Consider the following 25850-nt stretch of genomic DNA (forward strand, 5'->3'; position numbering starts at 1 on the left):
GCGCGCCATTCTTCCGCCTCATCCCTTATCCTTTCACTCTTGAACCTTACTAAATAGTTACAAGAGCTTGGGAGGGGGGATGCCTCATGACGTCAGCCTGATTGCGTTGCTCGCGGCCGGTTTCGGTCTCGCGATGATCTTCGGTTACCTCGCGTCGCTGCTGAAAATGCCGCCGCTCGTCGGCTATCTGCTCGCCGGGATCGTGATCGGCCCCGGCACGCCCGGTTTCGTCGGCGATCTGTCGCTCGCGCAGCAACTCGCCGAAGTCGGCGTGATGCTGCTGATGTTCGGCGTCGGCCTGCATTTCTCGCTCGGTGATCTCCTCGCGGTGCGCAAGATCGCGCTGCCGGGCGCGATCGTCCAGATCACCGTCGCGACGCTGCTGGGCGGCGGGCTCGCGCTCACCTGGGGCTGGAGCCTCGGAGCGGCGCTCGTGTTCGGGCTCGCGCTGTCGGTCGCGAGTACCGTCGTGCTGCTGCGCGCGCTCGAAGGGCGCGGGCTCGTCGAGACGGTCAACGGGCGCATCGCGGTGGGCTGGCTGGTCGTCGAGGATCTCGTGATGGTGCTCGTGCTGGTGCTGCTGCCGCCGGTGGCGGGGCTGCTCGGCGGCACGCCGCCCGGCGACGCGCATGCGGCCGGCGGCAGCGTGTGGGGCACGCTCGGCGTCACGATGCTGAAGGTTGCCGCGTTCATCGCGCTGATGCTGGTGGTCGGCAAGCGCGTGTTCCCACGCATTCTGTGGCTCGTCGCGCGCACGGGTTCGCGCGAATTGTTCACGCTTTGCATGATTGCCGCGGCGGTCGGCATCGCGTTCGGCGCGGCGAAACTGTTCGACGTGTCGTTCGCGCTCGGCGCGTTCTTCGCGGGGATGATGATGCGCGAGTCGGAATTCAGCCGGCGCGCGGCCGACGAGACGCTGCCGTTGCGCGACGCGTTCTCGGTGCTGTTCTTCATCTCGGTCGGCATGCTGTTCGACCCCAAGGTCCTGATCGAAGAGCCGGTGCACGTGATCGAGGTCGCGGCGATCGTGCTGGTCGGCAAGACGCTCGCGGCCGTCGCGCTCGTGATCGCGTTCCGCTATCCGCTGAACACCGCGCTGACGGTCGGCGCGGGCCTTGCGCAGATCGGCGAATTCTCGTTCATCCTCGCGGGACTCGGCCGCGCACTCGGGCTGCTGTCGGCCGAGGGGCAGAGCCTGATTCTCGCGGTCGCGCTGATCTCGATCGCGATGAACACGCTGTTGTTCGCGATGATCGATCCGGCGCTCGCGTGGATCCGCAAGCATTCGGCATTCGCACGCAAGCTCGAGGCGCGTGACGATCCGCTCGCCGCGCTGCCGATGTCGACGCCGCAGACGCATCTGACCGGGCAGGTCGTGATCGTCGGTTACGGCAAGGTCGGCACGCGGATCGCGCATGCGCTGGACGAGCGCGGGATCGCCTATGTCGTTGTCGAGCAGAATCGCGAGCTCGTCGAGAAGCTGCGCGCGGACGGCACCGCGGCCGTGTCGGGCGACGCGATCGAGCCGATCGTGCTCGTGCAGGCGCATATCGCCCGCGCCGGGATGCTGGTCGTCACGCTGCCCGACGTGTTCGACGTGCGGCAGATCGTCGAGATCTCGCGCACGCTCAACCCGACGCTCGAGGTCGTGCTGTGCACGAACAGCGGCGACGAGGCCGCGCTGCTGTCGAGCGAGGGCATCGGCACCGTGTTCATGGGTGAGACCGAACTCGCGCGCGGGATGACCGAGCACGTGCTCGGCCGGATGGCGAAGCCTGTCGCGGCCGCGCATTGACGGCGCGCGGCGGCGCGTCGGGCCTCGTCAGCCTGCGGTAGCCGCCTTCGCGAGCGCGGCGGTACCGGTTTGCGCGGCCGTCTTCAACGATGCCGCGGGTTTCTGCGTGACGGTCGTCGCTGCCGGCGCCGCCGCTTTCGGCGCCGCGACCGTTTTCTGCGCCGCGGCGGCCTGCGTCGGCGCATTCTTCTCCGGTTCGACCGGCGCATCGGGCGGCACGCCGAGCAACTGCAGCGAGCCGCTCGTGACCGACGCGAACACCGGGCCGGCGACCGTGCCGCCGTAGTAGCCCTTGCCGCGCGGCTCGTCGATCATCACCGCGACGATCAGGCGCGGGTTGCTCATCGGCGCCATCCCCGCGAACAGCGCGCGGTACTTGCCCTTCGCATAGCTCGCGCCGACCTGCTTGCGCGCGGTACCCGTCTTGCCGCCGATCCGGTAGCCGTCGACGCGCGCGCGGCGCCCCGTGCCGCCTTCGCCGACCGCCATCTCGAGCATCGAGCGGATCGCGGCGGCCGTTTGCGGCGACGTCACGCGATGCCCGCGGTGCGCGTCGATCGTCTGCTGGTCGGTGCCGTTCTTCAGCAGCGACACCGGGTGCAGCGTGCCGTCGCCCGCATAGGCGGTGTAGGTCTGCGCGATCTGCAGCAGCGACATCGACAGCCCGTAGCCGTACGCCATCGTCGCCTGCTCGATCGGCCGCCAGCGCTTGTAGCCGCGCAGCCGGCCCGACGCGACGCCCGGGAAGGTCAGTTCCGGCGCGCGGCCGATCCCGTACTCCTGGTATTTGTTCCAGATCGTTTCGGCGGGCAGGTTCAGCGCCAGTTTCGCGAGCGCGACGTTGCTCGACTTCTGCAGCGCTTGCGATACCGTCAGCGACCCGTGGTTCGACGTGTCGTGGATCACCGCCGGGCCGATCTTGTAGGTGCCCGGCGACGTGTTGATGATCGTGTTCGGCGTGACCTTGCGCTCGTCGATCGACAGTGCGACGACGAGCGGCTTGATCGTCGAGCCCGGTTCGAACGTGTCGATCACCGCGCGGTTGCGCAATTGCTGGCCGGTGAGGCGGGCGCGGTCGTTCGGGTCGAAGGTCGGATAGTTCGCGAGCGCGAGGATCTCGCCGTTCTGCGCGTCGAGCACGACGACGCTGCCGGCCACCGCGTTGTTCTCGATCACGGCCGCCTTGAGCTGGCTGAAGGCGAGTTGCTGGATGCGGCGGTCGATCGTCAGTTCGATCGTCGCGCCGTGCTGCGCGGGAACGAGCGGGCGCGTGTCCGACACGATGCGGCCGAGGCGGTCGCGGATCACCTCGCGCTGGCCGGACGTGCCTTGCAGGCGCGCATTCGCCGCGAGCTCGACGCCTTCCTGGCCCTTGTCCTCGACGTTCGTGAAGCCGACCACGTGCGCGGCCGATTCGCCTTCCGGGTAGAAGCGTTTCGAATCGGCGATCTGCGTGATGCCGTCGATCGCGAGCTTGTCGAGCCGGCTGGCGGTGTCCGCGTCGACCTGCCGCTTGAGCAGCACGAACGTCTTGTCGTTGCCGAGACGCCGCTTCACCTCGGCGAGCGGCAGGTCGAGCAGCTTCGCGATCTGCGGGTAGTCGGTGTCGGCGACCTGTTTCGGGTTCGCCCAGATTTCATAGGTCGACAGGCTGACCGCGAGCATCGCGCCGTTGCGGTCGACGATGCGCCCGCGCATCGCGTCGAGCTCGATCGTGCGCTGATAGCGCTTCTGGCCCTGGCCGACGTAGAAATCCTGGTTCGCGACCTGCACCCAGAAAGCGCGCACGATCAGCGCGGCGAATGCGAGGAACACGACGACCACGATCAGCCGCGAGCGCCACATCGGCAGGCGCGCGGCGAGCATCGGATTCTTGGTCGCCGCTGCATACGGATCGGCAGGGTGGGTCTTCTTTTTCACGCTCATGCAATGGCCGGGTGGAGCCGCCGGATGGCGGCTGGTCAGTCTGAATAATGCGATTGTAATAAATGAGTAAACGCCGTGTGAGGAAAGTATGTTCCGGCCCCGCAAAAAAGGCGAACGGCAGGCCATCGGGAAGAGCGAGAGGAACGGACCGGAAAGGCGAGGCCGACGCAGGGTTTTCGCGGCGGGCGCCGATGGTGAAACGCGGATTGACTCATCGCATGCCGATTCGGGGTCGCGATTTCCGCCATCGCTCGAACGCAATCATCCCGGGCCCACGATCAATTGCCCGCGCGGCGATTATTTCTCTACTCTTGAAAATAAAAAGCGCCTCGAACGGAGGCGCCATCCATGTTGAATATCGAAATGAATATCACTACTGCCGGAATGAACCCGACAACCGTAGACGATTCATGTCAATAATACCTATCGGGCAACGGAAATAAATTCCCGGTATTCCGGCTCGGTCGTGCAGGTATCGACCGCCTGCAGGCGCCACGCGCCGTCGGGATGATCGCCGGCGAGCACCGCGGGGCCCTGTTCGCGGCGCATCGCGTCGAACGACAGTCCCTTCAGTTGGCAGACGGCATTGCCGCTGTCGGCCGCACAGAGCGCCATCGCACCTTCGATGTCGCGGACCTTGCCCCAGGTCGGAAGGTCGATGCCCTGATGTGCCTCGCGCGACCACAGACCCTCGTCGGTATCGACCCACAAGACTGCGAAGGAATGCCGGGTTGCCGATTCGCTGCCATTAATCCGAATGGTGAGGCGCATTGCATCGTCTCCTGAAAAAAGACACATTCGACCGTTTGAACTTGAACAGTCTAGATAGACTGGTGTGAAACGCAAGTGATAATCCGCAATAAATTTATATTGGGCCTATTTCGATTCCAGATGAAAGGACGTCTGACGATTCATGGTCATTCCCGACGCGTCAGCACAGGCGCGCGATACCGGCGATAGTCGTGGCCGTTCGGGCACGCGCGGCGGTCGAGACATGGGATGACAAGGCCGCCGGCCGCGTCGATCTGTCGCGCACCGGCCGCCATCGCAACCGGGCCGACCGGCGCGTTTCGGCACCGGTCGAATGCAGCCGATCGAACGTTTCATCGTTTTGATCAGATGGCCGGCACGACACACTCCGACAATCGCGTACAAATCGGCACACTTTCACGAAACTTTCGGGACAGACTTGCAAGCGGTCGGGCCCCACACTGGGAACTTCCCGATCCTGTGCCGCGGACGCCCGTCCGCGCCGGCTGCCGCCGTCTCGTGCCAGAGCGCGATCGACGCGATCGCAGGCCGCACGCCCGGTCGGGAGCCGCCGGGGCCCGCGTCGGCCCCGGCCCGGCCGGCGAGCCGGGCGCCGCCCGCAACCGCGGGCGCCGCGCCGCCCGGCCGATTCTTCGAAGGAGACTATCGTGCTGATCTGGAAAACCGCGTTGTCGCTCAACTGGCGGACGAGCCTCGTGTCGCCGGCCAGCGCACCGGTCGCGGCGGCGAACGTCGGACGGCTGGTGCTGACCGGCGCCACCGGCTTCATCGGCAGTACCGTGCTGACGGCGCTCGTCAATGCAGGGCTGCTCGAACGCATCGTCTGCGTCGTGCGCGCGCAGGACCGCGGCCATGCGGTCGCGCGGCTGCGTGAAGCCGCGTTGCGCGCGGGGCTCGCGCCGTACTGGGCGTCGCGTCTGACCGATGCGAACGTGATCGTCGGCGCGCTCGGCGACGTATGGCACGGCGCCGATGCGCCGCGCCTGGCCGGCGCGACGCATGTGATTCACTGCGCGGGCCATGCGTCGCCGGCCGACGGCGCGCACCTGCAGGCCGACATCGCCGATGCGGTGCGCTTCGCCGAGCGCTTTGCGCGCGCGCCGCGCCTGCAACGCTTCGTGTACGTCGGCACGGCCTACGCGCATGCGGGCCGCGGCGGGATCGTGCAGGAAGAGGCGGAGCGCACGGGGAACGACGTCGCGCCGCGGGCCGATGACGGCCTGCCGGGCGCGGTGCTCGCGGCCGACTACCTGCACGCGAAGGCGGAGACGGAGCAGCGCCTGCGCGCGCTCGGGCTGCCGCTCGTCGTCGTGCGGCCGTCGCACGTGGTCGGCCACACGGTGCTCGGTACGCGGCCCGCGCCGAATTCGTTCTGGATGTTCCGGCTCGCGCATGCGGCGCGCCGCTTCACCGCGCGGCCGATGACGCGCATCGACATCGTGTCGGTGGACGACGTGGCCCGCGCGACGATGCTGCTGGCCGTCAAGCCGACGCTCGCGCACGACGTCTATCACGTATCGGCCGGCGACGAGGCGCCCCAGGTCGCGCAGATCGTGCGCGCGATGGACGAGGCGGCGGGCATGACCGGGGCGCCGCGCTACGTGGCATGCGCGCCGGCCGAACTGCCGCTCGTCGTGCGCGACGTGCTCGGGCGCCCCGATCCGGCGCTCGAGCGCGTGATCGGCCGGGCGCTGCAGCGCTGCGGCGAATTCGCGACGGTCGATCGCGTGTTCGACAATCGCCGCGTGCGCGACGAAATCGATTTCGAGCCGTTGCCGTTCATCGACTACGTCGAGGAATGCATGCGCACGTCGCGCGGCGTGGCGGTGACCGAGCTGATGCGCGGCGCGGTCCACTAACCGGCCACATCGCCCCGGCGCCCGTTCCCGTACGTTGCGGGCGCGGCGCCGTCTTTATGCCTGGTTGCCGAGTTCGATGAGCCGGTCGAGCGCGCGGTAGATGTCGTCGAGGCCGTCCTCGCCGAATCGCGCTTCGAGCTGACGGTATTGCTCGTCGATGCGCGGACCGATTTCCGTCACCAGTTTCCTGCTTTGCGGCGTCAGGCTGACCAGCAGCCGGCGCTGATCCTCCTGCGCGCGCGTGCGCGTGATCAGGCCGTCGCGCTCCATCCGTTCCAGCACGCCGGTCAGGCTCGGGCTCAGGATGCAGCAGCGTTTCGCGATCTGCCCGGCTTCGAGCGCCTGCGCCGGCTCGCCGTCGAGCACGCGGATGATCCGCCATTGCTGTTCGGTCAGCGAGAATTCCTTGAGAATGGGGCGAAACAGGCCCATCAGCGTTTCGCGGGCCTCGAGCAGCAGCATGGCCAGGTTGCGATGGTCGAGCGTACGGTTCATCGGGGTGAGCAGAGGACGGGGACGCATCAATCTTAACAGCCGAAGCTGATGAATTTCGTGTATCAGGGTAATCGAGGTTGTCAGCGCCCGATTGTTTACTTAAGATATTAACTATTGACGATGCGCCGCGACGCGCGGCAGGGGAATGACGCATGGAGCTGTCTTGCACGACCGCCGCGGCGCCGCCGTTGCCGGTCGCCATCGGTACCGTCTACGGTGCGCTGCTCAACGAGCGCGCGGCGCTCGCCGCGCTCGGCGATGCGGTGAACGCACCGCCTTACGGCCGGCCGCCGCAGGCGCCGATCCTGTACATCAAATCCGCCAACACGCACGCGGCCGACGGCGCCGCCGTCGTCGTGCCGGCCGGCGTCGACGCGCTGGAAATCGGCGCGTCGGTGGCCGTCGTGTTCGCGCGTCGCGCGACGCGCGTGGCGGCCGCGCGTGCGCTCGACTACGTGCACGGCTTCACGCTCGCGAGCGACGTGTCGGTGCCGCATCCGGATTACTACCGTCCGGCCGTGCGCTTCGAGTGCCGTGACGGCTTTTGTCCGCTCGGCCCGGCGATCGTGCCGGCCGCCGCGCTCGCCGATGTCGACGCGATCGGGCTGACGGTGCGGATCGACGGCAAGGTGGGCGCGTCCGCGTCGACCGCGACGCTGATTCGCCCGGTGCGCGAGCTGATCGCCGACGTGACGGCCTTCATGTCGTTCGACGCGGGCGACGTGCTGCTGCTCGGCGTCGCGGGCGGCGCACCGCATGCCCGCGCAGGCAGCACGATCGAGATCGCCGCGGCCGGGATCGGCACGCTGCGGCATACGCTGACGGCGGAGGAGGCACGATGAAGACGGCGCGCGTGATCTACAACGGCGCACTGCATGCGGCCGAACCGGCCGGCGGCGGCGCGATCCGCATCGATACGGGGCGCGTGGTGGCCGAGGAGGCCGTAGTGTGGCTGCCGCCCGTCGCGCCGCGCACGACGTTCGCGCTCGGCCTGAACTACGCCGACCATGCGAAGGAACTCGCGTTCAACGCGCCGAGCGAGCCGCTGATCTTCCTGAAGGGGCCGAACACGTTCGTCGGCCACCGGTCGCTGACCGTGCGCCCGGCGGACGCCGCGCACATGCACTACGAGTGCGAGCTGGCCGTCGTGATCGGCCGGCCCGCGCGCCACGTGCGCCGTGCGCAGGCAATCGACTACGTGGCCGGCTATACGGTCGCGAACGACTACGCGATCCGCGACTATCTCGAGAACTATTACCGGCCGAACCTGCGCGTGAAGAACCGCGACACCTGCACGCCGCTCGGGCCGTGGTTCGTCAGCCGCGACGAGATCGGCGACGCGCGCGACCTGACGCTGCGCACGACCGTGAACGGCCGGGAGACGCAGCGCGGCAGCACGCGCGACATGGTGTTCGACGTGCCGGCGCTGATCGAGCACATCAGCAGCTTCATGACGCTCTCGCCGGGCGACCTGATCCTGACCGGCACGCCCGAGGGGCTGGCGGACACGCAGCCGGGCGACGAGGTCGTGACCGAAATCGAAGGGATCGGCCGGCTCGTGAACACGATCGTCGGCGAAGCGGACTACTATCGCGCCGGTTGAGGCCGTCGCCAACGAAGGAGAGCACATGACCATCAAGCACTGGATCGGCGGCCGCGAAGTGGAGAGCCGCGACACCTTCACGACGCTGAACCCGGCGACGGGCGACGTCATCACCGACGTCGCGTCGGGCGGCGAGGCCGAGGTCGACGCGGCCGTGCGCGCGGCGAAGGATGCGTTCCCGAAATGGGCGAACACGCCGGCGAAGGAGCGCGCGAAGCTGATGCGCAAGCTCGGCGAACTGATCGAGAAGAACGTGCCGATGCTCGCGGCGCTGGAGACGCAGGACACCGGCCTGCCGATCGCGCAGACGAGCAAGCAGCTGATTCCGCGCGCGTCCGAGAATTTCAACTTCTTCGCGGAAGTGTGCGTGCAGATGAACGGCCGTACCTATCCGGTCGACGACCAGATGCTGAACTACACGCTGTACCAGCCGGTCGGCGTGTGCGCGCTGGTGTCGCCGTGGAACGTGCCGTTCATGACGGCCACGTGGAAGACGGCGCCGTGTCTCGCGCTCGGCAACACGGCCGTGCTGAAGATGTCCGAGCTGTCGCCGCTGACGGCCGACCAGCTCGGCCGGCTCGCGCTCGAAGCCGGCATCCCGCCCGGTGTGCTGAACGTCGTGCAGGGTTACGGCGCGACGGCCGGCGACGCGCTCGTGCGGCATCCTGACGTGCGCGCGGTGTCGTTTACCGGCGGCACCGTCACCGGCAAGCGGATCATGGAGCGCGCGGGCCTCAAGAAGTATTCGATGGAGCTCGGCGGCAAGTCGCCGGTGCTGATCTTCGACGACGCCGACTTCGACCGCGCGCTCGACGCATCGCTGTTCACGATCTTCTCGATCAACGGGGAACGCTGCACCGCCGGCTCGCGGATCTTCGTGCAGCGCACGATCTACGACCGCTTCGTGCAGGAATTCGCCCGCCGCGCGAACAACCTGGTGGTCGGCGATCCGACCGATCCGGCCACCAACCTTGGCGCGATGATCACGCGCCAGCACTGGGAGAAGGTGACGGGCTATATCCGCATCGGCGAGCAGGAAGGCGCGCGCGTGGTCGCGGGCGGCGCGGACAAGCCGGCCGGGCTGCCCGATCATCTGCGCCACGGCAACTTCGTGCGGCCGACCGTATTCGCCGACGTCGACAACCGGATGCGCATCGCGCAGGAAGAGATCTTCGGGCCGGTCGCGTGCATCATCCCGTTCGAGGACGAAGACGAAGGGCTGCGGCTCGCGAACGACACGGCGTACGGCCTCGCGTCGTACATCTGGACGCAGGACGTCGGCAAGGTGCATCGGCTCGCGCGCGGCATCGAGGCCGGGATGGTGTTCGTGAACAGCCAGAACGTGCGCGACCTGCGCCAGCCGTTCGGCGGCGTGAAGGAATCGGGCACCGGGCGCGAGGGCGGCGAGTACAGTTTCGAGGTGTTCGCGGAGATCAAGAACGTGTGCATCTCGATGGGTTCGCATCACATTCCTCGCTGGGGCGTTTGAAGGGCGCGGGCCGTGGCGCCGCAAGAACGAACGATTCCTTGGCCGGCACGCCGGCCAACAAGCATGGGACTGGAGTAACCGCTAAAGCGCCAACTCCGGTTGACCGCGAAGCATGGGACCGGAGTAACCGCTAAAGCGCTAACTCCGGTCGACCGCGAAGCATGGGACCGGAGTAACCGCTAAAGCGCTAACTCCGGTCGACAGGAGACTTGAACGATGGGCAAACTGTCCCTCGCCGCGAAGATCACGCACGTGCCGTCGATGTACCTGTCGGAACTGCCCGGCAAGCATCACGGCTGCCGTGATGCGGCGATCCGCGGCCACCGGCTGATCGGCGAACGCTGCCGCGCGCTCGGCGTCGACACGATCGTCGTGTCGGACGTGCACTGGCTCGTCAACGCGGGTTATCACGTGAACTGCAATGCGCGGTTCGCCGGCACCTATACGAGCAACGAGCTGCCGCATTTCATCCGCGACATGCAGTACGCGTATCCGGGCAACCCGGCGCTCGGCCGGCTGATCGCGGAAACGGCCACCGAGCGCGGCGTCGCGACGCGTGCGCACGAGATCGACAGCCTCGAACTCGAATACGGCACGCTCGTGCCGATGCGCTACATGAACGGCGACCAGCATTTCAAGGTCGTGTCGATCGCGGGCTGGTGCATGTGGCACACGCTCGACGAAAGCCGGCGCTTCGGCGAGGCGCTGCTCGAGGCGATCGAGAAGAGCGATTCGAACGTCGCGTTCCTCGCGAGCGGGTCGCTGTCGCACCGCTTCAACGACAACGGCAGCCCCGAGGAATCGATCCACCAGATCAGCCGCGAATTCTTCCGGCAGGTCGACCTGCGCGTGGTCGAGCTGTGGAAGCAGGGCGATTTCAAGACCTTTTGCGCGATGCTGCCCGAATACAACGTGCATTGCCACGGCGAAGGCGGGATGCACGACACGGCGATGCTGCTCGGGCTGCTCGGCTGGGATCGTTACGACCAGCCCGTCGAGATCGTCACCGACTATTTCGCGAGCTCGGGCACCGGGCAGATCAACGCGATCTTCCCGTTGCCCTGAGCGTTGCCGTCCACCATGCCTTCGAAACCGACTGGAGCGTTGCCATGCCACACATCGTCGTCGAATACACCGCGAACATCCGCGACGACGCACGCATTCCCGCGCTGCTGCGCACGATCAACGCGACGCTGATCGCGCAGGGCGGCGTGTTCCCCACCGGCGGCATCCGTTCGCGCGCGATCGAGCTGCACGACTACTGCGTCGCCGACGGCACGGAGGACGACGCGTTCGTCCACGTGACGCTGAAGATCGGCGCAGGCCGCAGCGACGAAACGAAGAAAGCCGCATGCGACGCGCTGTTCGACGCGATCAAGGCCCATTTCGCCGAGTTGTACGCGAAACGCAGCCTCGCGTTGTCGATGGAGCTGACCGAGTTCAGCGAAAGCGGCTCGTACAAGCACAACAACATCCACGCCCGCTACAAGCGGGCCGGCTGAACCCCATTCCCGATCCGATCATGCTCGAACCCGCCATCATCGACCAGCTCGCGCACCGTCTGCACGACGCCGAGCGCGCACGCACGCAGATCCGCCAGATCTCGCTCGACCATCCCGACATCACGATCGACGACGCGTATGCGATCCAGCGCGCGTGGGTGACCCTCAAGCTCGCGGAAGGCCGCACGCTGAAGGGGCACAAGATCGGCCTGACGTCGAAGGCGATGCAGAACACGTCGCAGATCGACGAACCCGACTACGGCGCGCTGCTCGACGACATGTTCTTCGCCGACGGCGGCACGATCCCGACCGGCCGCTTCATCGTGCCGCGCGTCGAGGTCGAGCTCGCGTTCGTGCTCGGCAAGCGGCTCGCCGGCCCGAACTGCACGATCTTCGACGTGTACGACGCGGTCGATTACGTCGTGCCGGCGCTCGAGATCATCGACGCGCGCAGCCAGTCGATCGACCCCGACACGAAACGGCCGCGCAAGGTGTTCGACACGATCGCCGACAACGCGGCGAACGCGGGCGTCGTGATCGGCGGCCGGCCGGTGCGCCCGCAGGACGTCGATTTGCGGTGGGTCGCGGCGATCATGTCGCGCAACGGCGTGGTCGAGGAAACCGGGGTCGCGGCCGGCGTGCTGAACCATCCGGCGAACGGTGTCGCATGGCTCGCGAACCGGCTGTCGCGCTTCGACGTCGCGCTGGAGCCGGGGCAGATCGTGCTCGGCGGATCGTTTACGCGGCCGTGCGCGGCGCGTTCGGGCGATACGTTCAGCGTCGACTACGGCCCGCTCGGGACGATCCAGTGCTACTTCGAGTGAGGTGAGCGAACGATGCAGATTCCGTCGAATGTCTTCAAGGCCGCGCTCGCACGCGGCGACGCGCAGATCGGCCTGTGGCTCGGCCTCGCGAATCCGTACAGCGCCGAAGTGGTCGCGGGCGCCGGTTTCGACTGGCTGCTGATCGACGGCGAGCATGCGCCGAATACGGTGCCGACGATCCTCGCGCAACTGCAGGCGATCGCGCCGTATCCGTCGCATCCGGTCGTGCGCGTGCCGTGGAACGATCCGGTGATCGTCAAGCAGGTGCTCGATCTCGGCGCGCAGACGCTGCTCGTGCCGATGGTACAGAGCGCGGACGAAGCGCGTGTGGCGGTGGCCGCGACGCGTTATCCGCCGCATGGGATGCGCGGCGTCGGTAGTGCGCTCGCGCGCGCGTCGCGATGGAATCGCGTCGGGGAGTACCTGCATCGCGCGAACGACGAGATGGCCGTGCTCGTGCAGGTCGAGACGCGCGCGGGGCTCGATGCGGTCGACGCGATTGCGCGGGTCGACGGCGTGGACGGCGTGTTCATCGGGCCGGCCGATCTCGCGGCCGATCTCGGGCATCTCGGCCACCCCGGGCACCCGGACGTGCAGGCCGCGATCGACGGCGCGATCCGCGCGATCAAGGCGGCCGGCAAGGCGCCGGGCATCCTGAGCGCGGATGAAGCAGCCGCGCGGCGCTATCTGGAAGCGGGCGCGTTGTTCGTCGCGGTCGGCGTCGATACGACGCTGCTGGCACGGAGCGCGGAGCGGCTTTCCGCGCAGTTCAAGGGGATTGGCGGTGATGTCGTGAAGAAGGGCGACGGCACGTATTGATGCAGCGGCGGGCTGTGTTCGTGTGCCGACCGCCGGCCTTTCGCCGTGCGGCTTCATTCATGCGCATGGCCGCACCTATCGCTGCGCTTGGCTTCCCGCCTCCATATATTTCCCCGGCGTCGTCCCCAGCGCACGCCGGAACATGTCGATGAACGCGCTCACGTTGTCGTACCCGAGATCGAGCGCGATCGTCGTCACCGGCACGCCGTCGGCAATGCGCTCCAGCGCCCGCAGCAGCCTCGCCTGCTGACGCCACTGCGCGAACGTCAGCCCCGTCTCGGCGACGAAGCGGCGACTCATCGTCCGCGCGCCGATGCCGGCCCATTCGGCCCACTCCTCCAGCCGCCGGTCGTTCGCGAGATCCGCGGCCAGCGCATCGGTGATCTTCACGAGCCGCGGGTCGCGCGGCCGGACCAGCCCCAGCGCCTCGGCTTCCGATGCCGCGATTTCATCGAGGATCACGTCGGCGATCCGCGTCTGCGCGGCATTCAGTTCGGCATCCCCCCAGCTTGCCGCACGCTGCACGGCTTCGCGCAGCAGCGGCGTCGTGCGGATCGCGCGCGGCGTCGCCGGCAGCGCCGCGCAGCGGGCTTCGGCGACGAACGCCGACCAGCCCGAAATCGGTCCGAACGAGCGCAGCGAATGCCGGCAATGCGGCGGAATCCAGATCGCGTGGATCGCCGGTACGACCCATTCCTGGTCGTCGAGGCCGATCGTCACCAGCCCGCTCAGCGCGCCGACGAGCTGGCCGCGCGCATGCGAATGCGGCGCGGTGATGCGCGGGTCGCGTTGCGACAGGACGGCGGCGACCACGAACGGGCCGTCGTCGGACGTGACGAAGCGGGCGGGCAGGAGCGGATCGGACATGGCCGGATATCGGTATCGAATGGCTGTTATACCGGAGATTGGCCGGCTTCGCACGCCTACACTGCATTCCATCGATGACAACCGGAGTAAGACGCGATGCGAGCCGAACAGATGCTTCCCGACCATGCCGACCGGATCGATGCCGGCGGTACGACGATTCGCAAGGGCACCGTTGGTGCGTTTCTGGTCAATGCGCGTGTATTGATCGACCCGAACGCCGCGCCGGAGGAGCGGGCGCGCGCGGAGGCCGATGCGATCGATGCGTTGCCAGCACTGCGCGCGCTCGGCCTGTTCGACGTGCTGGAAGTACGCGATCCCGCGCTGCGCGCGTGGCTCGATGCCCGGTAAAGGCCCTTTCTCCAGAATTGAAGGAACCAGCATGAAAGCAGCAGTCGTTGAAGGCGCTGGACAGCGCCCGGTTTATACGGCGTTCGAACCGCCGCGCGCGATGCCGGGCCACCGCCTGATCGACGTGACGGCGTCCGCGCTGAGCCGCATCGCGCAGGGACGTGCGGCGGGGACGCATTATTCCTCCGTTGGCGGTTATCCGTTCGTCGTCGGTGTCGACGGCGTGGGGCGTCTCGACGATGGCCGGCGCGTCTACTTCTTCGGCGCCCCGGTGCCGTTCGGGGCGATGGCCGAACGCACGATCGTGCCCGATACGCAGTGCGTGCCGCTGCCGGACACGCTCGACGATGTCACCGCCGCGGCGATCGCGATTCCGGGGATGTCGTCGTGGGCGGCGCTGACCGAACGTGCGCGGCTCGTCGCGGGCGAGACTGTGCTCGTCAACGGCGCAACGGGCACGTCGGGGCGGCTCGCGGTGCGGATCGCGAAGCATCTCGGCGCGGTGAAGGTGATCGCGACGGGCCGCAACGCGGCCGCGTTGCAGGCGTTGCTGAAGGCCGGCGCGGACGCCGTCGTGTCGCTGCAGCAGGACGACGCCGATCTGGCGCGGGCGCTGGAACCGCATTTCCGCGCGGGCGTGGATGTCGTGCTCGATTATCTGTGGGGCGCCAGCGCGCAGACACTGCTCGGCGCGGCCGCGAAAGCGACACCCGGCGGACGGCGGCTGCGTTTCGTGCAGATCGGCTCGATCGGCGGCGCGGACGTGCTGGTGCCCGGCGCCGTGCTGCGGGCCACCGCGATCGAACTGATGGGCAGCGGGATCGGCAGCGTGTCGTTGCCGCGCTTGCTGGCGTCGGTGCGCGGCGTATTCGAAGCGGCCGGTGAGGCAGGCCTCACGATCGACACGCGCACGGTGCCGCTGTCGGCGGTCGGCGAACATTGGAGCGATACGAGCAGCGTCGTACGTTTGGTGTTCACGATGCGCGGCTAGTGAGCGGCGCATCGGCGTGCAGTGATCGTCGCCCGCCAAGAGTAAGGGCCAGAAGCCGAGTGACGGCGCGTATTGACTGATATCGAGGTTCGGCGATCTTATAAGGGTCGCATCGATTTTCGTTTATTGCGAATTTCGTTTATTTCGAATAAGATGGCGCATTTGAGAACCTGCTTGGGAGTGCGCGATGCCCCATACCTCGATGTCCGATACGATTTTGCCGGTGGAGCGGGAGGTGCAGGCGGCGGTCGAAGGACAGCGTGCGCTGGCGGCTTATCTGGCCACGCGAACGGAAATACAGCGCATCCAGATTTTCGATGACGAGAATCGTGCGCATCAGGTCGAGCTTCCGACTTCTGCACTGCGTCTGCTGGTCGACATCCTCGCGGAGCTCGCAGACGGCAATGCGGTCAAGGTCGTACCCGTTCACGCGGAACTGACCACGCAGGAAGCAGCCGACCTGCTCAATGTGTCCCGTCCACACCTGATCAAGCTGCTCGAATTGAAGGCGCTGCCATATCACAAGACTGGCAAGCACCGTCGTGTGCGCTTTTCCGATCTGATGCGTTACAAGACCGAACGCGATCAGGCGAGCACCAGTGCGATGGAAGAGTTGAGTCGGCAAGCGCAGGCGTTCGGGATGGGCTACGAATGACGAGTTCGCCATTCACGGCGGTCTATGATGCCTGCGTGCTGTACCCGGCACCGCTGCGCGATTTCCTGATGTGGCTTGCATTGAGCGGATGTTTCAGGGCTCGCTGGAGTATCGATATCCACAACGAATGGAAACGGAATCTGCTGCGCAAGCGCGCGGACCTCAGTGCCGCGCAACTCGACCGTACCGCGAGTCTGATGGATCGGGCGATACCTGATGCGTTGGTGACCGGGTACGAAGCGTTGATCGAGGGCCTGACGTTGCCGGATGCCGCTGATCGGCATGTACTGGCCGCCGCGATCCGCTGCAACGCCAGTGTGATCGTGACGTTCAACCAGAAGGACTTTCCCGACGAAGTGTTGTCGGCGTACGGGGTGGAGGCGCAGCATCCCGACGTGTTCGTCGACAATCTCTTCGATCTCGAGCCGGCTGCGGTTGTCGCCGCAGCACGGCGACAACGCGAAATGCTCAAGCATCCTCCGGTGATGGTGGATCGTTACCTCGACATCCTGCAGCGGCAGGGGATGGTTCAGACCTGCAAGGCGCTCGAAGCTTACCGGGCGATTCTCTGAACGAGCCGCCATCGCGTTCGCGTGCTCAGCGAATCGCCGGCACGTTGCTCGCGCATCTGTTTCAGTTTCAACATGTTTCTTCGGTCGCTCGTGCCGTGCCCCGACATTCGACGAAGCGGATGACGACGCGCTCCCGAAACGCTTGTGCCGTCCTCCGCTTGCCGTCACGTCGCAACGGTCAGAACCGCTGCTGGATCCCCGCCGTTACCCCGACCTGCGTGGTGCCGTACCCGTTGAAATCGCGCGACACGCCGACTTTCTGGTCGTGCTTCGCGATCGCAAACGCACCGGCTGCATACAGCACCGTGCGCTTCGACAGCGCGTACTGCGCGCGCACCGACACCAGCGTCGGATCGGCATCCGTGCCGCCCTTGATGTTCTGGTGATAGACGGCCGCGATCAGCGAGAACGTCGGCGTGAACTGGTACGACCCGCCGAGCCAGACCATGTCGCTCAACTGGTTCGCCGCCGCGGTGCGGAAGGTGCGCTTGTAATTGCGATAGCCGGCCATCGTTTTCAGGTTGCCGAAGTCGTAGCTCAGGCCCGCATGGATGCCCTGGATATAGTTGACGGTATCGGCCGGCGTGACGCTGTCGGCCGCGCCGTTCTGCCGGTCGAACGTGACGACGGCGGCGAACGGCCCCGTCTCGTATCCGATCGCGAAATCGTACTTGGAGCTGGTCTTCACGCTGCCCGGCACGTTGCCGAAACCGTACAGCGCGCCGAACTTGAAGCCGCTGAATTCGCCGTCGTAGCGCACCGCGTTCGACGAGCGCGTGAACAGGCCGTCCTTGCGGCCGCCGGTCGCCATCGACGACGTCGCCCACGAGTAGTTCTGCGCGTAACCCATCGGGTCGAACGGCAGCATGTAGTCGTATGTGACGGTGAAGTTGCGGCCAAGCGTCAGCTCACCCCATTTGCCTTTCAGGCCCACCGTCGCACGGCGCGCGAAGATCGAGTCGGGGCCGTCGTCGGACGCGCCGTTCGCGAGATCGATCCCGCTTTCGAGGCGGAACACCGCCTTCAACCCGCCGCCGAGATCCTCGACACCGCGCAAGCCCCAGCGCGACGTGTTCTTGTTGCCCGACTTCAGCTTGAACGAATTGCCGCCATCCGGCGCCGCATGGTTCGTGTATTCGATGCCGGCGTCCATGATCCCGTATATCGTGACCGACGACTGCGCGTGCGCGGCCGGCGCGGCGAGACAGGCTGCCGCGGCCGAACCGGTGAGGACTACTGTTCGAATCGAACGTTCTGCGCGTGACTTCATTTTGACGGTGTCTCCTTGGTTTGTTTTGGGTGAGGTGAAACAGAAAACAGGTACGCAGCGCGCCATCGGCGGACGCGAGGAAGCGTCCGCCGATGCGAGTCGCAAAGGGATGCGCGCTTGACTGCATGCGCGGCGGCGCGTGAGCCGCCGCGGTCGGGTCAGCCCGCTTTCGCGAACGCCCAGCAGTCGTTGGTCGGGAATTCGATCCAGTGCTTGCCGGCCGCGCGCGGCACATGACCGAACGCGCGCAGGCGCATGTCGCCGCAATGGAACAGGTATTCCCAGCGGTCGCCGAGATACATCGACGTGACGAGGTCGGCCTGCAGCCGGTTCGCGCCCGGGCCGTCGGCGACCTGCACGCGTTCGAGACGGATCACGGCCTGGGCGTCCTGGCCCGGTGCGAGCGTGTCGCGGGCGATGGCGCGCAACTCCCAGCCGTCGCCGGCGAGCGTCACGCATTCGCCGTCGATCGCGGCGACGCGCGCGTCGATCCGGTTGTTGCTGCCCATGAACTCGGCGGTGTACAGCGAGCGCGGCGCACCGTACAGCTCGGCCGGCGTGCCTTCCTGCTCGATGCGGCCGTTGCGCAGCAGCAGGATGCGGTCGGACATCGCCATCGCCTCGGTCTGGTCGTGCGTCACGCACAGCGCCGACAGCCCGAGCGACACGATCAGCTCGCGCAGCCACGCACGCGCTTCCTCGCGCAGCTTCGCGTCGAGGTTCGACAGCGGCTCGTCGAGCAAAATCACCGGCGGGTTGTAGACGAGCGCGCGGGCGATCGCGACACGCTGCTGCTGGCCGCCCGACAATTGATGCGGAAAGCGCTCGGCGAGGTGGCCGAGGCCGAGCTGGTCGAGCGCGGTCTGCACGCGGCGCTTCTGTTCGGCCGGCGCGACGCGGCGCAGCTTGAGGCCGTAGCCGACGTTGTCGGCGACGGTGCGGTGCGGCCACAGCGCGTACGACTGGAACACGAGGCCGAGCGAACGCTGTTCGACGGGCAGGTCGATGCGTTGCGCGCCGTCGAAGAACACGCGCTCGTCGAGCTGGATGCGTCCGTCGGACGGCTGTTCGAGGCCGGCCACCGCGCGCAGCAGCGTGGTTTTGCCGCTGCCCGACGCGCCGAGCAGGCACACGACTTCGCCGGCCTTCAGTTCGAACGACACGCCCTTGAGGATCGGGTTGGCGCCGTAGCTGAGGTGCAGATCGTCGACGATGAGCTTATCCATGAAGTTTCACTCCGAAGCGCAGGGCCACGCCGAGACCGGCGCCGACCATCGCGATGTTGATGACAGAGAGCGCGGCGACCTGGTCGACGGCGCCGGTCGCCCACAGCGACACGAGCAGCGCGCCGATCACTTCGGTGCCGGGCGACAGCAGGTAGACGGCGGTCGAGTATTCGCGCTCGAAGATCATGAAGATCAGCAGCCACGCGGCGAGCAGGCCGAAGCGCACGAGCGGCAACGTCACGTCGAGCGACACGCGGCTGCGCGTCGCGCCGACGCTGCGGCCGGCTTCCTCGAGTTCGGGGCCGACCTGCAGCAGCGCGCTCTGGATCAGCCGCATCCCGTACGCGAGCCACACGACCGTGTACGCGATCCAGATGCTCCACATCGAGTTCTTCAGCTCGCGGAGGCCCGGCACGAACAGGAAGATCCACAGGAACGCGAGACCGGCGAGGAGCCCCGGCACCGCGCGCGGCAGCAGCACGAGGTAGTCGAGCAGCCTGGTCGCCCAGTCGGGGCGGCGGTGGCCGGCAAACGCGACGAGCGAGTAGAAGCCGATCGCGAGCGCGCCGCCGATCACGCCGATGCCGAGCGTGTTGACGATCGCGCGCACCAGGTTGTCCTGCTCGAACAGCTCGATGAAGTTCGACAGCGTCAGCACTTCGGCGAGCGCGACGCCTTCGCCCCAGTTGGTCACGAACGCGCGCAGCACGATGCCCGAGATCGGCACGATCACAGTCAGCATCAGCCACAGCGCGACGATCGCGAGCGCGACCCAGCGCCACACGCCGAGCGGCAGCACCGTCGCGCGGCCGGCCTTGCCCTTCACCGTGACGAAGCGGTTCGCCGTCTTCAGCAGGCGGCGCTGCAGCAGCACGAGCGGGAACGTGATCGCGACGATGCACACGGCGACCGCGGCCATCAGGTGATACGACGGCACGCCGAGCTTGTTGGTCAGCTTGTACAGGTAGGTCGCGAGCACGAGGTGGCCTTCCGGGTCGCCGAGCACGAGCGGCAGCCCGAACACCTCGAAGCCGAGGAAGAACACCAGCACGCCGGCGAACAGCAGCGCGGGCATCGTCATCGGCAGGCTCACGTCGAGCGCGACGCGGAACGGACGGGCGCCGGTCACGCGTGCGGCTTCCTCGACGTCCGAGCCGAGGTTGCGCAGTGCGGCCGACGAATACAGGTACACGTGCGGCACGTGCGTGAGGCCGACGATCACCGTGATCGCGAAGATCGAATACACGTTCCAGGGCACGTTCTGCGCCCCGAACAGTTCCTTGAACCATACCGAGTAGAAGCCGACCGGGCCGGCCGCGACCACGTAGCCGAACGCGAGCACCATCGGCGACACGAACACCGGCGTGAGCAGCAGCGGTTCGAGCCAGCGGCGGCCGGGCAGGTCGGTGCGCACCATCAGGAACGCGAGGATGCCGCCGAGCGGGATCGAGATGAACAGCATCCCGCCGGCGATGATGAACGAGTTCTTCACGGCCGACCAGAAATCGGGATCGCTGAAGATGAAGCGGAAGCCGTCGATGCCGAGCGTCTTGTTCGCGTCGAAGAACGGCGCGGACAGCAGGCTCTGGAACAGGATGAAGCCGAGCGGCAGCGCGACCGCGACGGTCAGTACCGCGACGACGATCCAGCGCAGCATGCCGGCGAGCGGCTGCAGGCGGCTGACCGGCAGCGCGGGAATGGCGTCGCGCGGGCCGGCGGCGGGTGGCGCGGCCGGTGCCGTGCCGCGTGTGCTGGTTGAAAGCATGAGTTCGCCCCTGCGGCCATCCGGATGGCCGCCTCAAGGAAGTCGGTGAGGAGAAGGAGCCGCCCGCGCGACGGGCGGCGGGCGGCCTGGGTCAGCCGAAGCCGATCAGCGCATCAGCGCTTGATCGCCTGCTGCCATTGCTTCAGGAACGCGAGGCGCTTCGACTGGTCGAGATAGACGAGCAGGCCGGTGCCGATCTGGATCGGCTTCAGCGAATCGCCGAGTTCCTTCGTGAGGCTCGCGGCCGACGTCTCGCCGGTCACGTCCGCGCGGATCGCATACAGGTTCGCCTGGTTCGCGATCAGCGTCTGGCCGCGCTTGGACAGCAGGTAGTCGACCCACAGCTTCGCGGCGTTCGGGTTTTTCGCCTTCTTCGACACGGTGGCGAGGCGGCTCACGACCTGTGTGTAGTCCTTCGGAAACACGTAGCCGATCGACTTGTCCTTCTTCGCCTTCGCGTACGCATACGAGCCGATGATGTTGTAGCCGATCAGGTTCTCGCCCGACGAGATGCGCTCCATCATCGCGCCCGTGCTCGACTGCAGCTTCGGGCCGGTCGCGCCGATCGCCTTCACGAGTTCCCACGTGACCTTCTCGTTCACGTGCGCGTCCTGGGTCAGGTAGTTGAAGCCGACGCCCGATTTCTCGATGTCGTAGGTCGTGACCTTGCCCTTGAACTTGTCGGCCTGCGTGGTGAGCAGCTTGATCAGGTCGGCGCGCGTCGTCGGCACTTCGTTCTCGGGGATCAGGCGCTTGTTGTAGACGATCGCGAGCGGCTCGAACGTCGTGCCGTACGCCTGCTTCTGGTATTGCGCCCATTGCGGCACGTTCGGGCTTTCCGGCGAATCGTAGGACGCCATCAGGCCGTCGTTGACGAGCTTGACCTGCAGGTCCATCGCGGAGCTCCACAGCACGTCGGCACTGGTGCTGCTCGCCGCGTTCTCGCTGATGTAGCGGTTGTACAGCTCGGTGCTGTTCATGTCGTTGTACTCGACCTTCACGCCGTACAGGCTTTCGAAGTCCTTGATCAGCGGACGTACGAGGCCCGTGTCGGTCGTCGAGTAGACGATCAGCTTGCCTTCTTTCTTCGCGGCGTCGATCACGCCCTGGTAGTTCCCCGGGTAGCCGGCCGGAACCTGCGCGGCGGCGCTGCCGGCGGCAGCGCCCAGAACGACCGCCAGCGCGGCGGCGAGGTGCTTCGGTGCAAACGGCATGTCTTCCTCCAGTGATGCGTCGATGTTGTTCGAGTGACGCGGATGTTAAGTGCGAGGCACTTTCAGCCCGCTTTCATTTCCGTTCGCAATCATGCCATTCGTGTCATGGATTTCCCGAGGTCGGCGCGGCGCCGGCCGCGGGTTTCGCGGGGCGCGGCAGGGCTCGAAAGGGAGAGGGGCGAGGTTGCCGGCTACGCGGACGCGGCCAGCAGTTGTCCGAGGAGGCGGCCGCCATGCCGCGCGTGCGCGGCCGTCAGCGCGGCATATCCGACGACGACGCCCGCTTCGCACCGGGCGCTTCGACAGAAGCCGCGGATCGGCTGCAACTCGACGCCGGCCGCGCGGGCTTGCGAGACGTACGCAGCGTCATCGATACCGGGCGGCAGCCACAGCACGAAATGAAAGCCCGCGTGCTCGCCGGACACCGTGTACCGGCCGCCGGCATGCTTCACCAACTGGTCGAGCACGATGTCGCGCCGCTGACGGTACGCGTGACGCGCGGCGCGCAGGTGCTTCGCGAAATCGCCGTGTCCGATGAAGCGCGCGAGCGCGAGCTGCGGCGCGACGCCGACCGAGCGCGCGGTCGCGTGCCACACGGCGGACAGCGCCGGGCGCAGTGCCGCCGGCACGATCATGAAGCCGATGCGCAGTCCGGAAAACAGCGTCTTGTTGAACGACCCGCAGTAGATCACGCGATCGCACGCATCGAGCGATTTCAGCGCGGGCAGCGGGGCGGTCTGGTAGCTGAATTCGCCGTCGTAGTCGTCCTCGATGATCCACGTGCGGTTGCGCTGCGCCCAGTCGAGCAGCTCGAGCCGGCGCGAGACCGACATCGTGACGCCGAGCGGCGCCTGATGGGCCGGGGTCACATACGCGGCACGCGCATCGGGATGGCGGTCCAGCGATGCGGTGTCGATGCCTTCCCGATCGACCGGCACGTCGATCACGGTCGCGCCCGCGATCGTGAAGATCTGCCACGCCGACGCATAGCCGGGATCCTCCATCAGCACCGTCGAGCCGGGCGCGAGCAGCGTGCGCGCGACGAGATCGATCGCGTGGCGGATGCCGGTCGTGATGACGATGTCGCCGGCCCCGCACGGGATGCCGCGGTATTCCCGCAGGTACGCGGCAATTTCCGCGCGCAGGCTTTCGACGCCTTGGGCCGGCGTCGCGCCGAGCTCGTCGGCCGTCGCGGCAAGCAGGCTGGCGCCGAGCGCCTTCTTCCATTGCTGCATCGGCAGCAGGCCGGGATCGGCGAGCCGCGCGACGAACGGGACGCCCGGACGCACGCCGTGCTCGGGTTCGGCCGCCGCTGCCGGCGCGGGGGAGGCGGCGGCGTGGAGCGGGCTGCCGCCGCGCGACTGCGCGGCCGCGCGCAGATAACTGTCCGGCACCACCGCGCAGACCCGCGTGCCGGACCCTTGAGCGCGAGCGATGTAGCCCTCGGCGCACAGGATGTCGTATGCCGCTTCGACGGTGCCGCGCGCGACGTCCCAGCGCGCGGCCAGCGTCCGGCTCGATGGCAGCGGGCTGTCGGCGGGCAGCAGACGTTTCAGGATCGCGTCGCGAATCGTATCGGCGATGCATTCCTGCTTCGACTGCGGGCTGCCGCCCGACAGCCCAGCGGGGCGCGGCAGGTCCAGCGGGATCGCGGCTTTGCCTCGCGGCATAGTGGTCCAGTCAACGGTCGATTTAATGGTCCTTCAGCTTATATCACTTTCGCCTTAGATTGCTGTCGCCCCAACCATCCTGACCGAAACGGACTCACCGCATGAAGACGCGCTCGTTACCCCGATGGGGCTGGCTGTTCCTGCTGATGCTCGTGGTGTGCCTGCCGCGCGTCACGATCGATGCGTACCTGCCGTCGCTGCCCGCGATGGCGGACGCGCTGCACGGCACTGACTCACAGTTGCAGCTCACGCTGACGCTGTACATGGTCGGCTATGCGCTGTCGATGCTGGTGTCGGGGCCGCTGTCCGACCGCTACGGCCGACGTCCGGTGCTGCTCGGCGGCCTGTGCGTGTACGTCGTCGCGAGCGTCGCATGCGCATGGTCGACGAGCATCCCTGCGCTGATCGTCGCGCGCATGTTCCAGGCGCTGGGCGGCTGCAGCGGCACCGTGATCGGCCGCGTGATCGTGCGCGAGCGCTTTCCGGCCGCGACGCAGGCCACGATGCTCGGCCATATTTCGGCCGGCATGGCGTTGTCGCCGGTGGTCGCGCCGCTGGCCGGCAGCGCGATTGCCGAGTGGCTCGGCTGGCGTGGCGTGTTCGGCTGGCTGGCGGCCGGCGGGCTGGTCGCGACCGCGATGGTGCGGCGCTACCTGCCCGAGACGCGCGAATGCGATGCGCGGCCGCCAGCCGGCGCCGGGCTGCTGCGGACCTATGCCGGCCTGTTGCGCGAGCGGCGCTTCCTGCGCTATTCGCTCGCGATCAGCTGCGCTTACTGCACGTACTATCCGTTCATCGCGGAATCGTCGACGCTGTTCCAGCGGCAAATCGGCGTGTCCGGACCGGTCTATGCGGCGATCTTCGGCGTGACGGTGCTCGGCTATCTGGTCGGGTCGAATATGTTCGCGCGGATCAGCGCGCGCTGGTCAGCCGATTCGGTCATCGCGGCGGCGGCGGCCGTCAATCTGGTCGGCGCCGCCGTGCTGGGGATCGGCGGCGCGATCGCCCCGACCTCGGTGACGGCCCTCGTCGCACCGATGTTCGTCGTGATGATCGCGGTCGGGATCGCGATTCCGGCCTGCCAGTTCGCGGTGATGCAGCCCTACACGAGGATCGCCGGCACGGCGTCGGGGCTGTTCTTCTTTATCCAGATGGCGATCACGGCCGCGTGCGGCGGCGTGCTGGCATGGCTGTCGGACGGCACCGCGCGCCCGATGATCGTCGTCACGGCGGGCGCGAGTATCGCGTTCGTCGCGGTGGTGGCCGGTTTTCGCGAGCGGCGCGTGACCGGCGATGCGCGCATCGCGGCGCGCAACCGTCCGGCTGCCGAGCGCTGAGCGGCAGCCGCCGGCACCGCCCGCGGCGGGTTCGCGGCACCCGCGCAACCCGTGTTTGCGCGAGGCGTGGAGACGGAAAGGATCATGTAATGTAGCGGGCTGTCGCTGACCTTACCGGAATCCCCATGCGCGTGCTGCTCGTCGAAGACAACCCGAACCTGGCCCAGTCGCTGAACGACGCGCTGAGCGCCGCGCGCTTCGCGGTCGATCACATGGCCGACGGCGAGGCGGCGGACCACGTGCTGCGCACGCAGGATTACGCGCTGGTGATCCTCGATCTCGGACTGCCGAAGCTCGACGGGCTGGAGGTGCTGCGGCGGCTGCGCGCCCGTCGCAACCCGGTGCCGGTGCTGATCCTCACCGCGCACGGGTCGGTCGAGGACCGCGTGAAGGGGCTCGACCTCGGCGCCGACGACTATCTCGCGAAGCCGTTCGAATTGACCGAACTGGAGGCGCGTGCCCGCGCGCTGATCCGGCGCAGCCTCGGCCACGAACATTCGCGCGTCGAATGCGGGCCGCTTTCGTACGACAGTATCGACCGCGGCTTTCATCTCGCGGGCGAGCCGCTGTCGCTCACGCCGCGCGAGCGCTCGGTGCTCGAGGTGCTGATCCTGCGCAACGGCCGCGCGATCAACAAGGACACGCTGTCGGAGAAGATCTTCGGGCTCGACGAGTCGGTCAACGCCGATGCGATCGAGATCTACGTGTACCGGCTGCGCAAGAAGCTGGAGAACTCGGGCGTCGCGATCGTCACGCTGCGCGGGCTCGGCTATCTGCTCGAAGCGAAGGCGGAAGCATGATCCGCCTTCGCGCTCACCGTCATTCGCTGTCCCCGGCGCGGGCGCATGCGTC

The 25850-nt window shown here is 67.3% G+C and carries 24 protein-coding genes; 15 read left to right on the forward strand and 9 right to left on the reverse strand.

What is annotated here, in order from left to right:
• The first annotated feature begins 79 nt into the window (after positions 1-79).
• On the forward strand, positions 80-1795 hold the full coding sequence (locus tag CFB49_RS21520) for a cation:proton antiporter domain-containing protein (protein WP_069616405.1): 1716 nt from the start codon (positions 80-82) through the stop codon (positions 1793-1795).
• Between the two features lie 27 nt (positions 1796-1822).
• Here the strand turns inward: CFB49_RS21520 and CFB49_RS21525 are convergent, their stop codons facing one another.
• Together CFB49_RS21525 and CFB49_RS21530 are read right to left on the reverse strand one after the other, a co-directional pair.
• Entirely contained in the window at positions 1823-3721 is a 1899-nt protein-coding gene (locus CFB49_RS21525; protein WP_089492255.1) for a peptidoglycan D,D-transpeptidase FtsI family protein, read from the reverse strand.
• A 423-nt stretch (positions 3722-4144) separates the two neighbouring features.
• Complete coding sequence (locus CFB49_RS21530; protein WP_069616407.1) at positions 4145-4492, reverse strand: DUF3564 family protein; 348 nt, start codon at positions 4490-4492, stop codon at positions 4145-4147.
• Between the two features lie 647 nt (positions 4493-5139).
• Between CFB49_RS21530 and CFB49_RS21535 the strand changes: the two genes are divergently transcribed.
• Entirely contained in the window at positions 5140-6351 is a 1212-nt protein-coding gene (locus tag CFB49_RS21535; RefSeq protein ID WP_089492256.1) for an SDR family oxidoreductase, read from the forward strand.
• Positions 6352-6405: 54 nt separating this feature from the next.
• Here the strand turns inward: CFB49_RS21535 and hpaR are convergent, their stop codons facing one another.
• Positions 6406-6846 (reverse strand): homoprotocatechuate degradation operon regulator HpaR, encoded by a 441-nt coding sequence (gene hpaR / locus CFB49_RS21540; protein ID WP_050010892.1) that lies wholly within the window; start codon positions 6844-6846, stop codon positions 6406-6408.
• 152 nt (positions 6847-6998) lie between these two features.
• Between hpaR and CFB49_RS21545 the strand changes: the two genes are divergently transcribed.
• From CFB49_RS21545 to hpaI, 7 genes are all read left to right on the forward strand, one after another.
• Positions 6999-7688 carry a fumarylacetoacetate hydrolase family protein gene (locus CFB49_RS21545; RefSeq protein WP_089492257.1) on the forward strand — a complete coding sequence of 230 codons (690 nt, stop codon included), beginning with the start codon at positions 6999-7001 and terminating at the stop codon, positions 7686-7688.
• Positions 7685-8449, forward strand: coding sequence for a fumarylacetoacetate hydrolase family protein (locus tag CFB49_RS21550; protein WP_089492258.1), 765 nt, complete (start codon positions 7685-7687; stop codon positions 8447-8449). Before CFB49_RS21545 ends, CFB49_RS21550 begins: the two co-directional genes overlap by 4 nt.
• Positions 8450-8474: 25 nt before the next feature.
• Positions 8475-9938 (forward strand): 5-carboxymethyl-2-hydroxymuconate semialdehyde dehydrogenase, encoded by a 1464-nt coding sequence (gene hpaE, locus CFB49_RS21555; protein ID WP_089492259.1) that lies wholly within the window; start codon positions 8475-8477, stop codon positions 9936-9938.
• Between the two features lie 216 nt (positions 9939-10154).
• A complete protein-coding gene (gene hpaD, locus CFB49_RS21560) occupies positions 10155-11003 on the forward strand; it encodes a 3,4-dihydroxyphenylacetate 2,3-dioxygenase (RefSeq protein WP_069616413.1) in 849 nt (282 codons plus the stop codon).
• Between the two features lie 44 nt (positions 11004-11047).
• Positions 11048-11440 carry a 5-carboxymethyl-2-hydroxymuconate Delta-isomerase gene (locus tag CFB49_RS21565; RefSeq protein ID WP_069616414.1) on the forward strand — a complete coding sequence of 131 codons (393 nt, stop codon included), beginning with the start codon at positions 11048-11050 and terminating at the stop codon, positions 11438-11440.
• 20 nt (positions 11441-11460) lie between these two features.
• The gene (gene hpaH / locus CFB49_RS21570) at positions 11461-12264 is read left to right on the forward strand and encodes a 2-oxo-hept-4-ene-1,7-dioate hydratase (protein WP_069616415.1); all 804 of its coding nucleotides are present in this window, start codon (positions 11461-11463) and stop codon (positions 12262-12264) included.
• Between the two features lie 12 nt (positions 12265-12276).
• Positions 12277-13083 (forward strand): 4-hydroxy-2-oxoheptanedioate aldolase, encoded by an 807-nt coding sequence (gene hpaI / locus CFB49_RS21575; protein WP_089492260.1) that lies wholly within the window; start codon positions 12277-12279, stop codon positions 13081-13083.
• A 75-nt stretch (positions 13084-13158) separates the two neighbouring features.
• Here hpaI and CFB49_RS21580 read toward each other — a convergent pair whose 3' ends face one another.
• Positions 13159-13950, reverse strand: a complete 792-nt coding sequence (locus tag CFB49_RS21580; RefSeq protein WP_069616417.1) for an AraC family transcriptional regulator — start codon at positions 13948-13950, stop codon at positions 13159-13161.
• 96 nt (positions 13951-14046) lie between these two features.
• Between CFB49_RS21580 and CFB49_RS21585 the strand changes: the two genes are divergently transcribed.
• From CFB49_RS21585 to CFB49_RS21600, 4 genes are all read left to right on the forward strand, one after another.
• A complete protein-coding gene (locus tag CFB49_RS21585; protein ID WP_069616418.1) occupies positions 14047-14298 on the forward strand; it encodes a hypothetical protein in 252 nt (83 codons plus the stop codon).
• 31 nt (positions 14299-14329) lie between these two features.
• A complete protein-coding gene (locus tag CFB49_RS21590) occupies positions 14330-15289 on the forward strand; it encodes a quinone oxidoreductase family protein (RefSeq protein WP_089492261.1) in 960 nt (319 codons plus the stop codon).
• 187 nt (positions 15290-15476) lie between these two features.
• Entirely contained in the window at positions 15477-15944 is a 468-nt protein-coding gene (locus tag CFB49_RS21595) for a helix-turn-helix domain-containing protein (RefSeq protein WP_089492262.1), read from the forward strand.
• Positions 15941-16516, forward strand: coding sequence for a PIN domain-containing protein (locus tag CFB49_RS21600; RefSeq protein ID WP_069616421.1), 576 nt, complete (start codon positions 15941-15943; stop codon positions 16514-16516). The genes CFB49_RS21595 and CFB49_RS21600 overlap by 4 nt, the downstream gene beginning before the upstream one ends.
• A gap of 178 nt (positions 16517-16694) precedes the next feature.
• On the opposite strand, the gene CFB49_RS21605 is transcribed toward CFB49_RS21600, so the two are convergent.
• From CFB49_RS21605 to pdxR, 5 genes are all read right to left on the reverse strand, one after another.
• Positions 16695-17786, reverse strand: a complete 1092-nt coding sequence (locus CFB49_RS21605; RefSeq protein ID WP_089436375.1) for a porin — start codon at positions 17784-17786, stop codon at positions 16695-16697.
• A 158-nt stretch (positions 17787-17944) separates the two neighbouring features.
• Positions 17945-19012, reverse strand: a complete 1068-nt coding sequence (locus CFB49_RS21610; RefSeq protein ID WP_089492263.1) for an ABC transporter ATP-binding protein — start codon at positions 19010-19012, stop codon at positions 17945-17947.
• Positions 19005-20777 carry an ABC transporter permease gene (locus CFB49_RS21615; RefSeq protein ID WP_069616424.1) on the reverse strand — a complete coding sequence of 591 codons (1773 nt, stop codon included), beginning with the start codon at positions 20775-20777 and terminating at the stop codon, positions 19005-19007. The genes CFB49_RS21610 and CFB49_RS21615 overlap by 8 nt, the downstream gene beginning before the upstream one ends.
• Positions 20778-20890: 113 nt before the next feature.
• Entirely contained in the window at positions 20891-21991 is a 1101-nt protein-coding gene (locus CFB49_RS21620; protein ID WP_069616425.1) for an ABC transporter substrate-binding protein, read from the reverse strand.
• Between the two features lie 191 nt (positions 21992-22182).
• On the reverse strand, positions 22183-23661 hold the full coding sequence (gene pdxR / locus CFB49_RS21625; RefSeq protein WP_089492264.1) for a MocR-like pyridoxine biosynthesis transcription factor PdxR: 1479 nt from the start codon (positions 23659-23661) through the stop codon (positions 22183-22185).
• Positions 23662-23762: 101 nt separating this feature from the next.
• On the opposite strand from pdxR, the gene CFB49_RS21630 reads away from it, so the two are divergent.
• Together CFB49_RS21630 and CFB49_RS21635 are read left to right on the forward strand one after the other, a co-directional pair.
• Complete coding sequence (locus CFB49_RS21630; RefSeq protein ID WP_089492265.1) at positions 23763-24998, forward strand: multidrug effflux MFS transporter; 1236 nt, start codon at positions 23763-23765, stop codon at positions 24996-24998.
• Between the two features lie 125 nt (positions 24999-25123).
• Positions 25124-25798, forward strand: coding sequence for a response regulator (locus tag CFB49_RS21635; RefSeq protein WP_069616428.1), 675 nt, complete (start codon positions 25124-25126; stop codon positions 25796-25798).
• Positions 25799-25850 lie beyond the last annotated feature (52 nt).

The organism is Burkholderia sp. AU17457 (assembly GCF_002223255.1).
GTDB lineage: Bacteria > Pseudomonadota > Gammaproteobacteria > Burkholderiales > Burkholderiaceae > Burkholderia > Burkholderia sola.

Excerpts from the sequence above, each read along its gene's own strand:
- CFB49_RS21520 (WP_069616405.1), top strand. The coding sequence starts at position 80 with ATGCCTCATGACGTCAGCCTGATTGCGTTGCTCGCGGCCGGTTTCGGT.
- CFB49_RS21525 (WP_089492255.1), bottom strand. The coding sequence starts at position 3,721 with ATGAGCGTGAAAAAGAAGACCCACCCTGCCGATCCGTATGCAGCGGCG.
- CFB49_RS21530 (WP_069616407.1), bottom strand. The coding sequence starts at position 4,492 with ATGCGCCTCACCATTCGGATTAATGGCAGCGAATCGGCAACCCGGCAT.
- hpaR (WP_050010892.1), bottom strand. The coding sequence starts at position 6,846 with ATGAACCGTACGCTCGACCATCGCAACCTGGCCATGCTGCTGCTCGAG.
- CFB49_RS21545 (WP_089492257.1), top strand. The coding sequence starts at position 6,999 with ATGGAGCTGTCTTGCACGACCGCCGCGGCGCCGCCGTTGCCGGTCGCC.
- CFB49_RS21550 (WP_089492258.1), top strand. The coding sequence starts at position 7,685 with ATGAAGACGGCGCGCGTGATCTACAACGGCGCACTGCATGCGGCCGAA.
- hpaE (WP_089492259.1), top strand. The coding sequence starts at position 8,475 with ATGACCATCAAGCACTGGATCGGCGGCCGCGAAGTGGAGAGCCGCGAC.
- hpaD (WP_069616413.1), top strand. The coding sequence starts at position 10,155 with ATGGGCAAACTGTCCCTCGCCGCGAAGATCACGCACGTGCCGTCGATG.
- CFB49_RS21565 (WP_069616414.1), top strand. The coding sequence starts at position 11,048 with ATGCCACACATCGTCGTCGAATACACCGCGAACATCCGCGACGACGCA.
- hpaH (WP_069616415.1), top strand. The coding sequence starts at position 11,461 with ATGCTCGAACCCGCCATCATCGACCAGCTCGCGCACCGTCTGCACGAC.
- hpaI (WP_089492260.1), top strand. The coding sequence starts at position 12,277 with ATGCAGATTCCGTCGAATGTCTTCAAGGCCGCGCTCGCACGCGGCGAC.
- CFB49_RS21580 (WP_069616417.1), bottom strand. The coding sequence starts at position 13,950 with ATGTCCGATCCGCTCCTGCCCGCCCGCTTCGTCACGTCCGACGACGGC.
- CFB49_RS21585 (WP_069616418.1), top strand. The coding sequence starts at position 14,047 with ATGCGAGCCGAACAGATGCTTCCCGACCATGCCGACCGGATCGATGCC.
- CFB49_RS21590 (WP_089492261.1), top strand. The coding sequence starts at position 14,330 with ATGAAAGCAGCAGTCGTTGAAGGCGCTGGACAGCGCCCGGTTTATACG.
- CFB49_RS21595 (WP_089492262.1), top strand. The coding sequence starts at position 15,477 with ATGCCCCATACCTCGATGTCCGATACGATTTTGCCGGTGGAGCGGGAG.
- CFB49_RS21600 (WP_069616421.1), top strand. The coding sequence starts at position 15,941 with ATGACGAGTTCGCCATTCACGGCGGTCTATGATGCCTGCGTGCTGTAC.
- CFB49_RS21605 (WP_089436375.1), bottom strand. The coding sequence starts at position 17,786 with ATGAAGTCACGCGCAGAACGTTCGATTCGAACAGTAGTCCTCACCGGT.
- CFB49_RS21610 (WP_089492263.1), bottom strand. The coding sequence starts at position 19,012 with ATGGATAAGCTCATCGTCGACGATCTGCACCTCAGCTACGGCGCCAAC.
- CFB49_RS21615 (WP_069616424.1), bottom strand. The coding sequence starts at position 20,777 with ATGCTTTCAACCAGCACACGCGGCACGGCACCGGCCGCGCCACCCGCC.
- CFB49_RS21620 (WP_069616425.1), bottom strand. The coding sequence starts at position 21,991 with ATGCCGTTTGCACCGAAGCACCTCGCCGCCGCGCTGGCGGTCGTTCTG.
- pdxR (WP_089492264.1), bottom strand. The coding sequence starts at position 23,661 with ATGCCGCGAGGCAAAGCCGCGATCCCGCTGGACCTGCCGCGCCCCGCT.
- CFB49_RS21630 (WP_089492265.1), top strand. The coding sequence starts at position 23,763 with ATGAAGACGCGCTCGTTACCCCGATGGGGCTGGCTGTTCCTGCTGATG.
- CFB49_RS21635 (WP_069616428.1), top strand. The coding sequence starts at position 25,124 with ATGCGCGTGCTGCTCGTCGAAGACAACCCGAACCTGGCCCAGTCGCTG.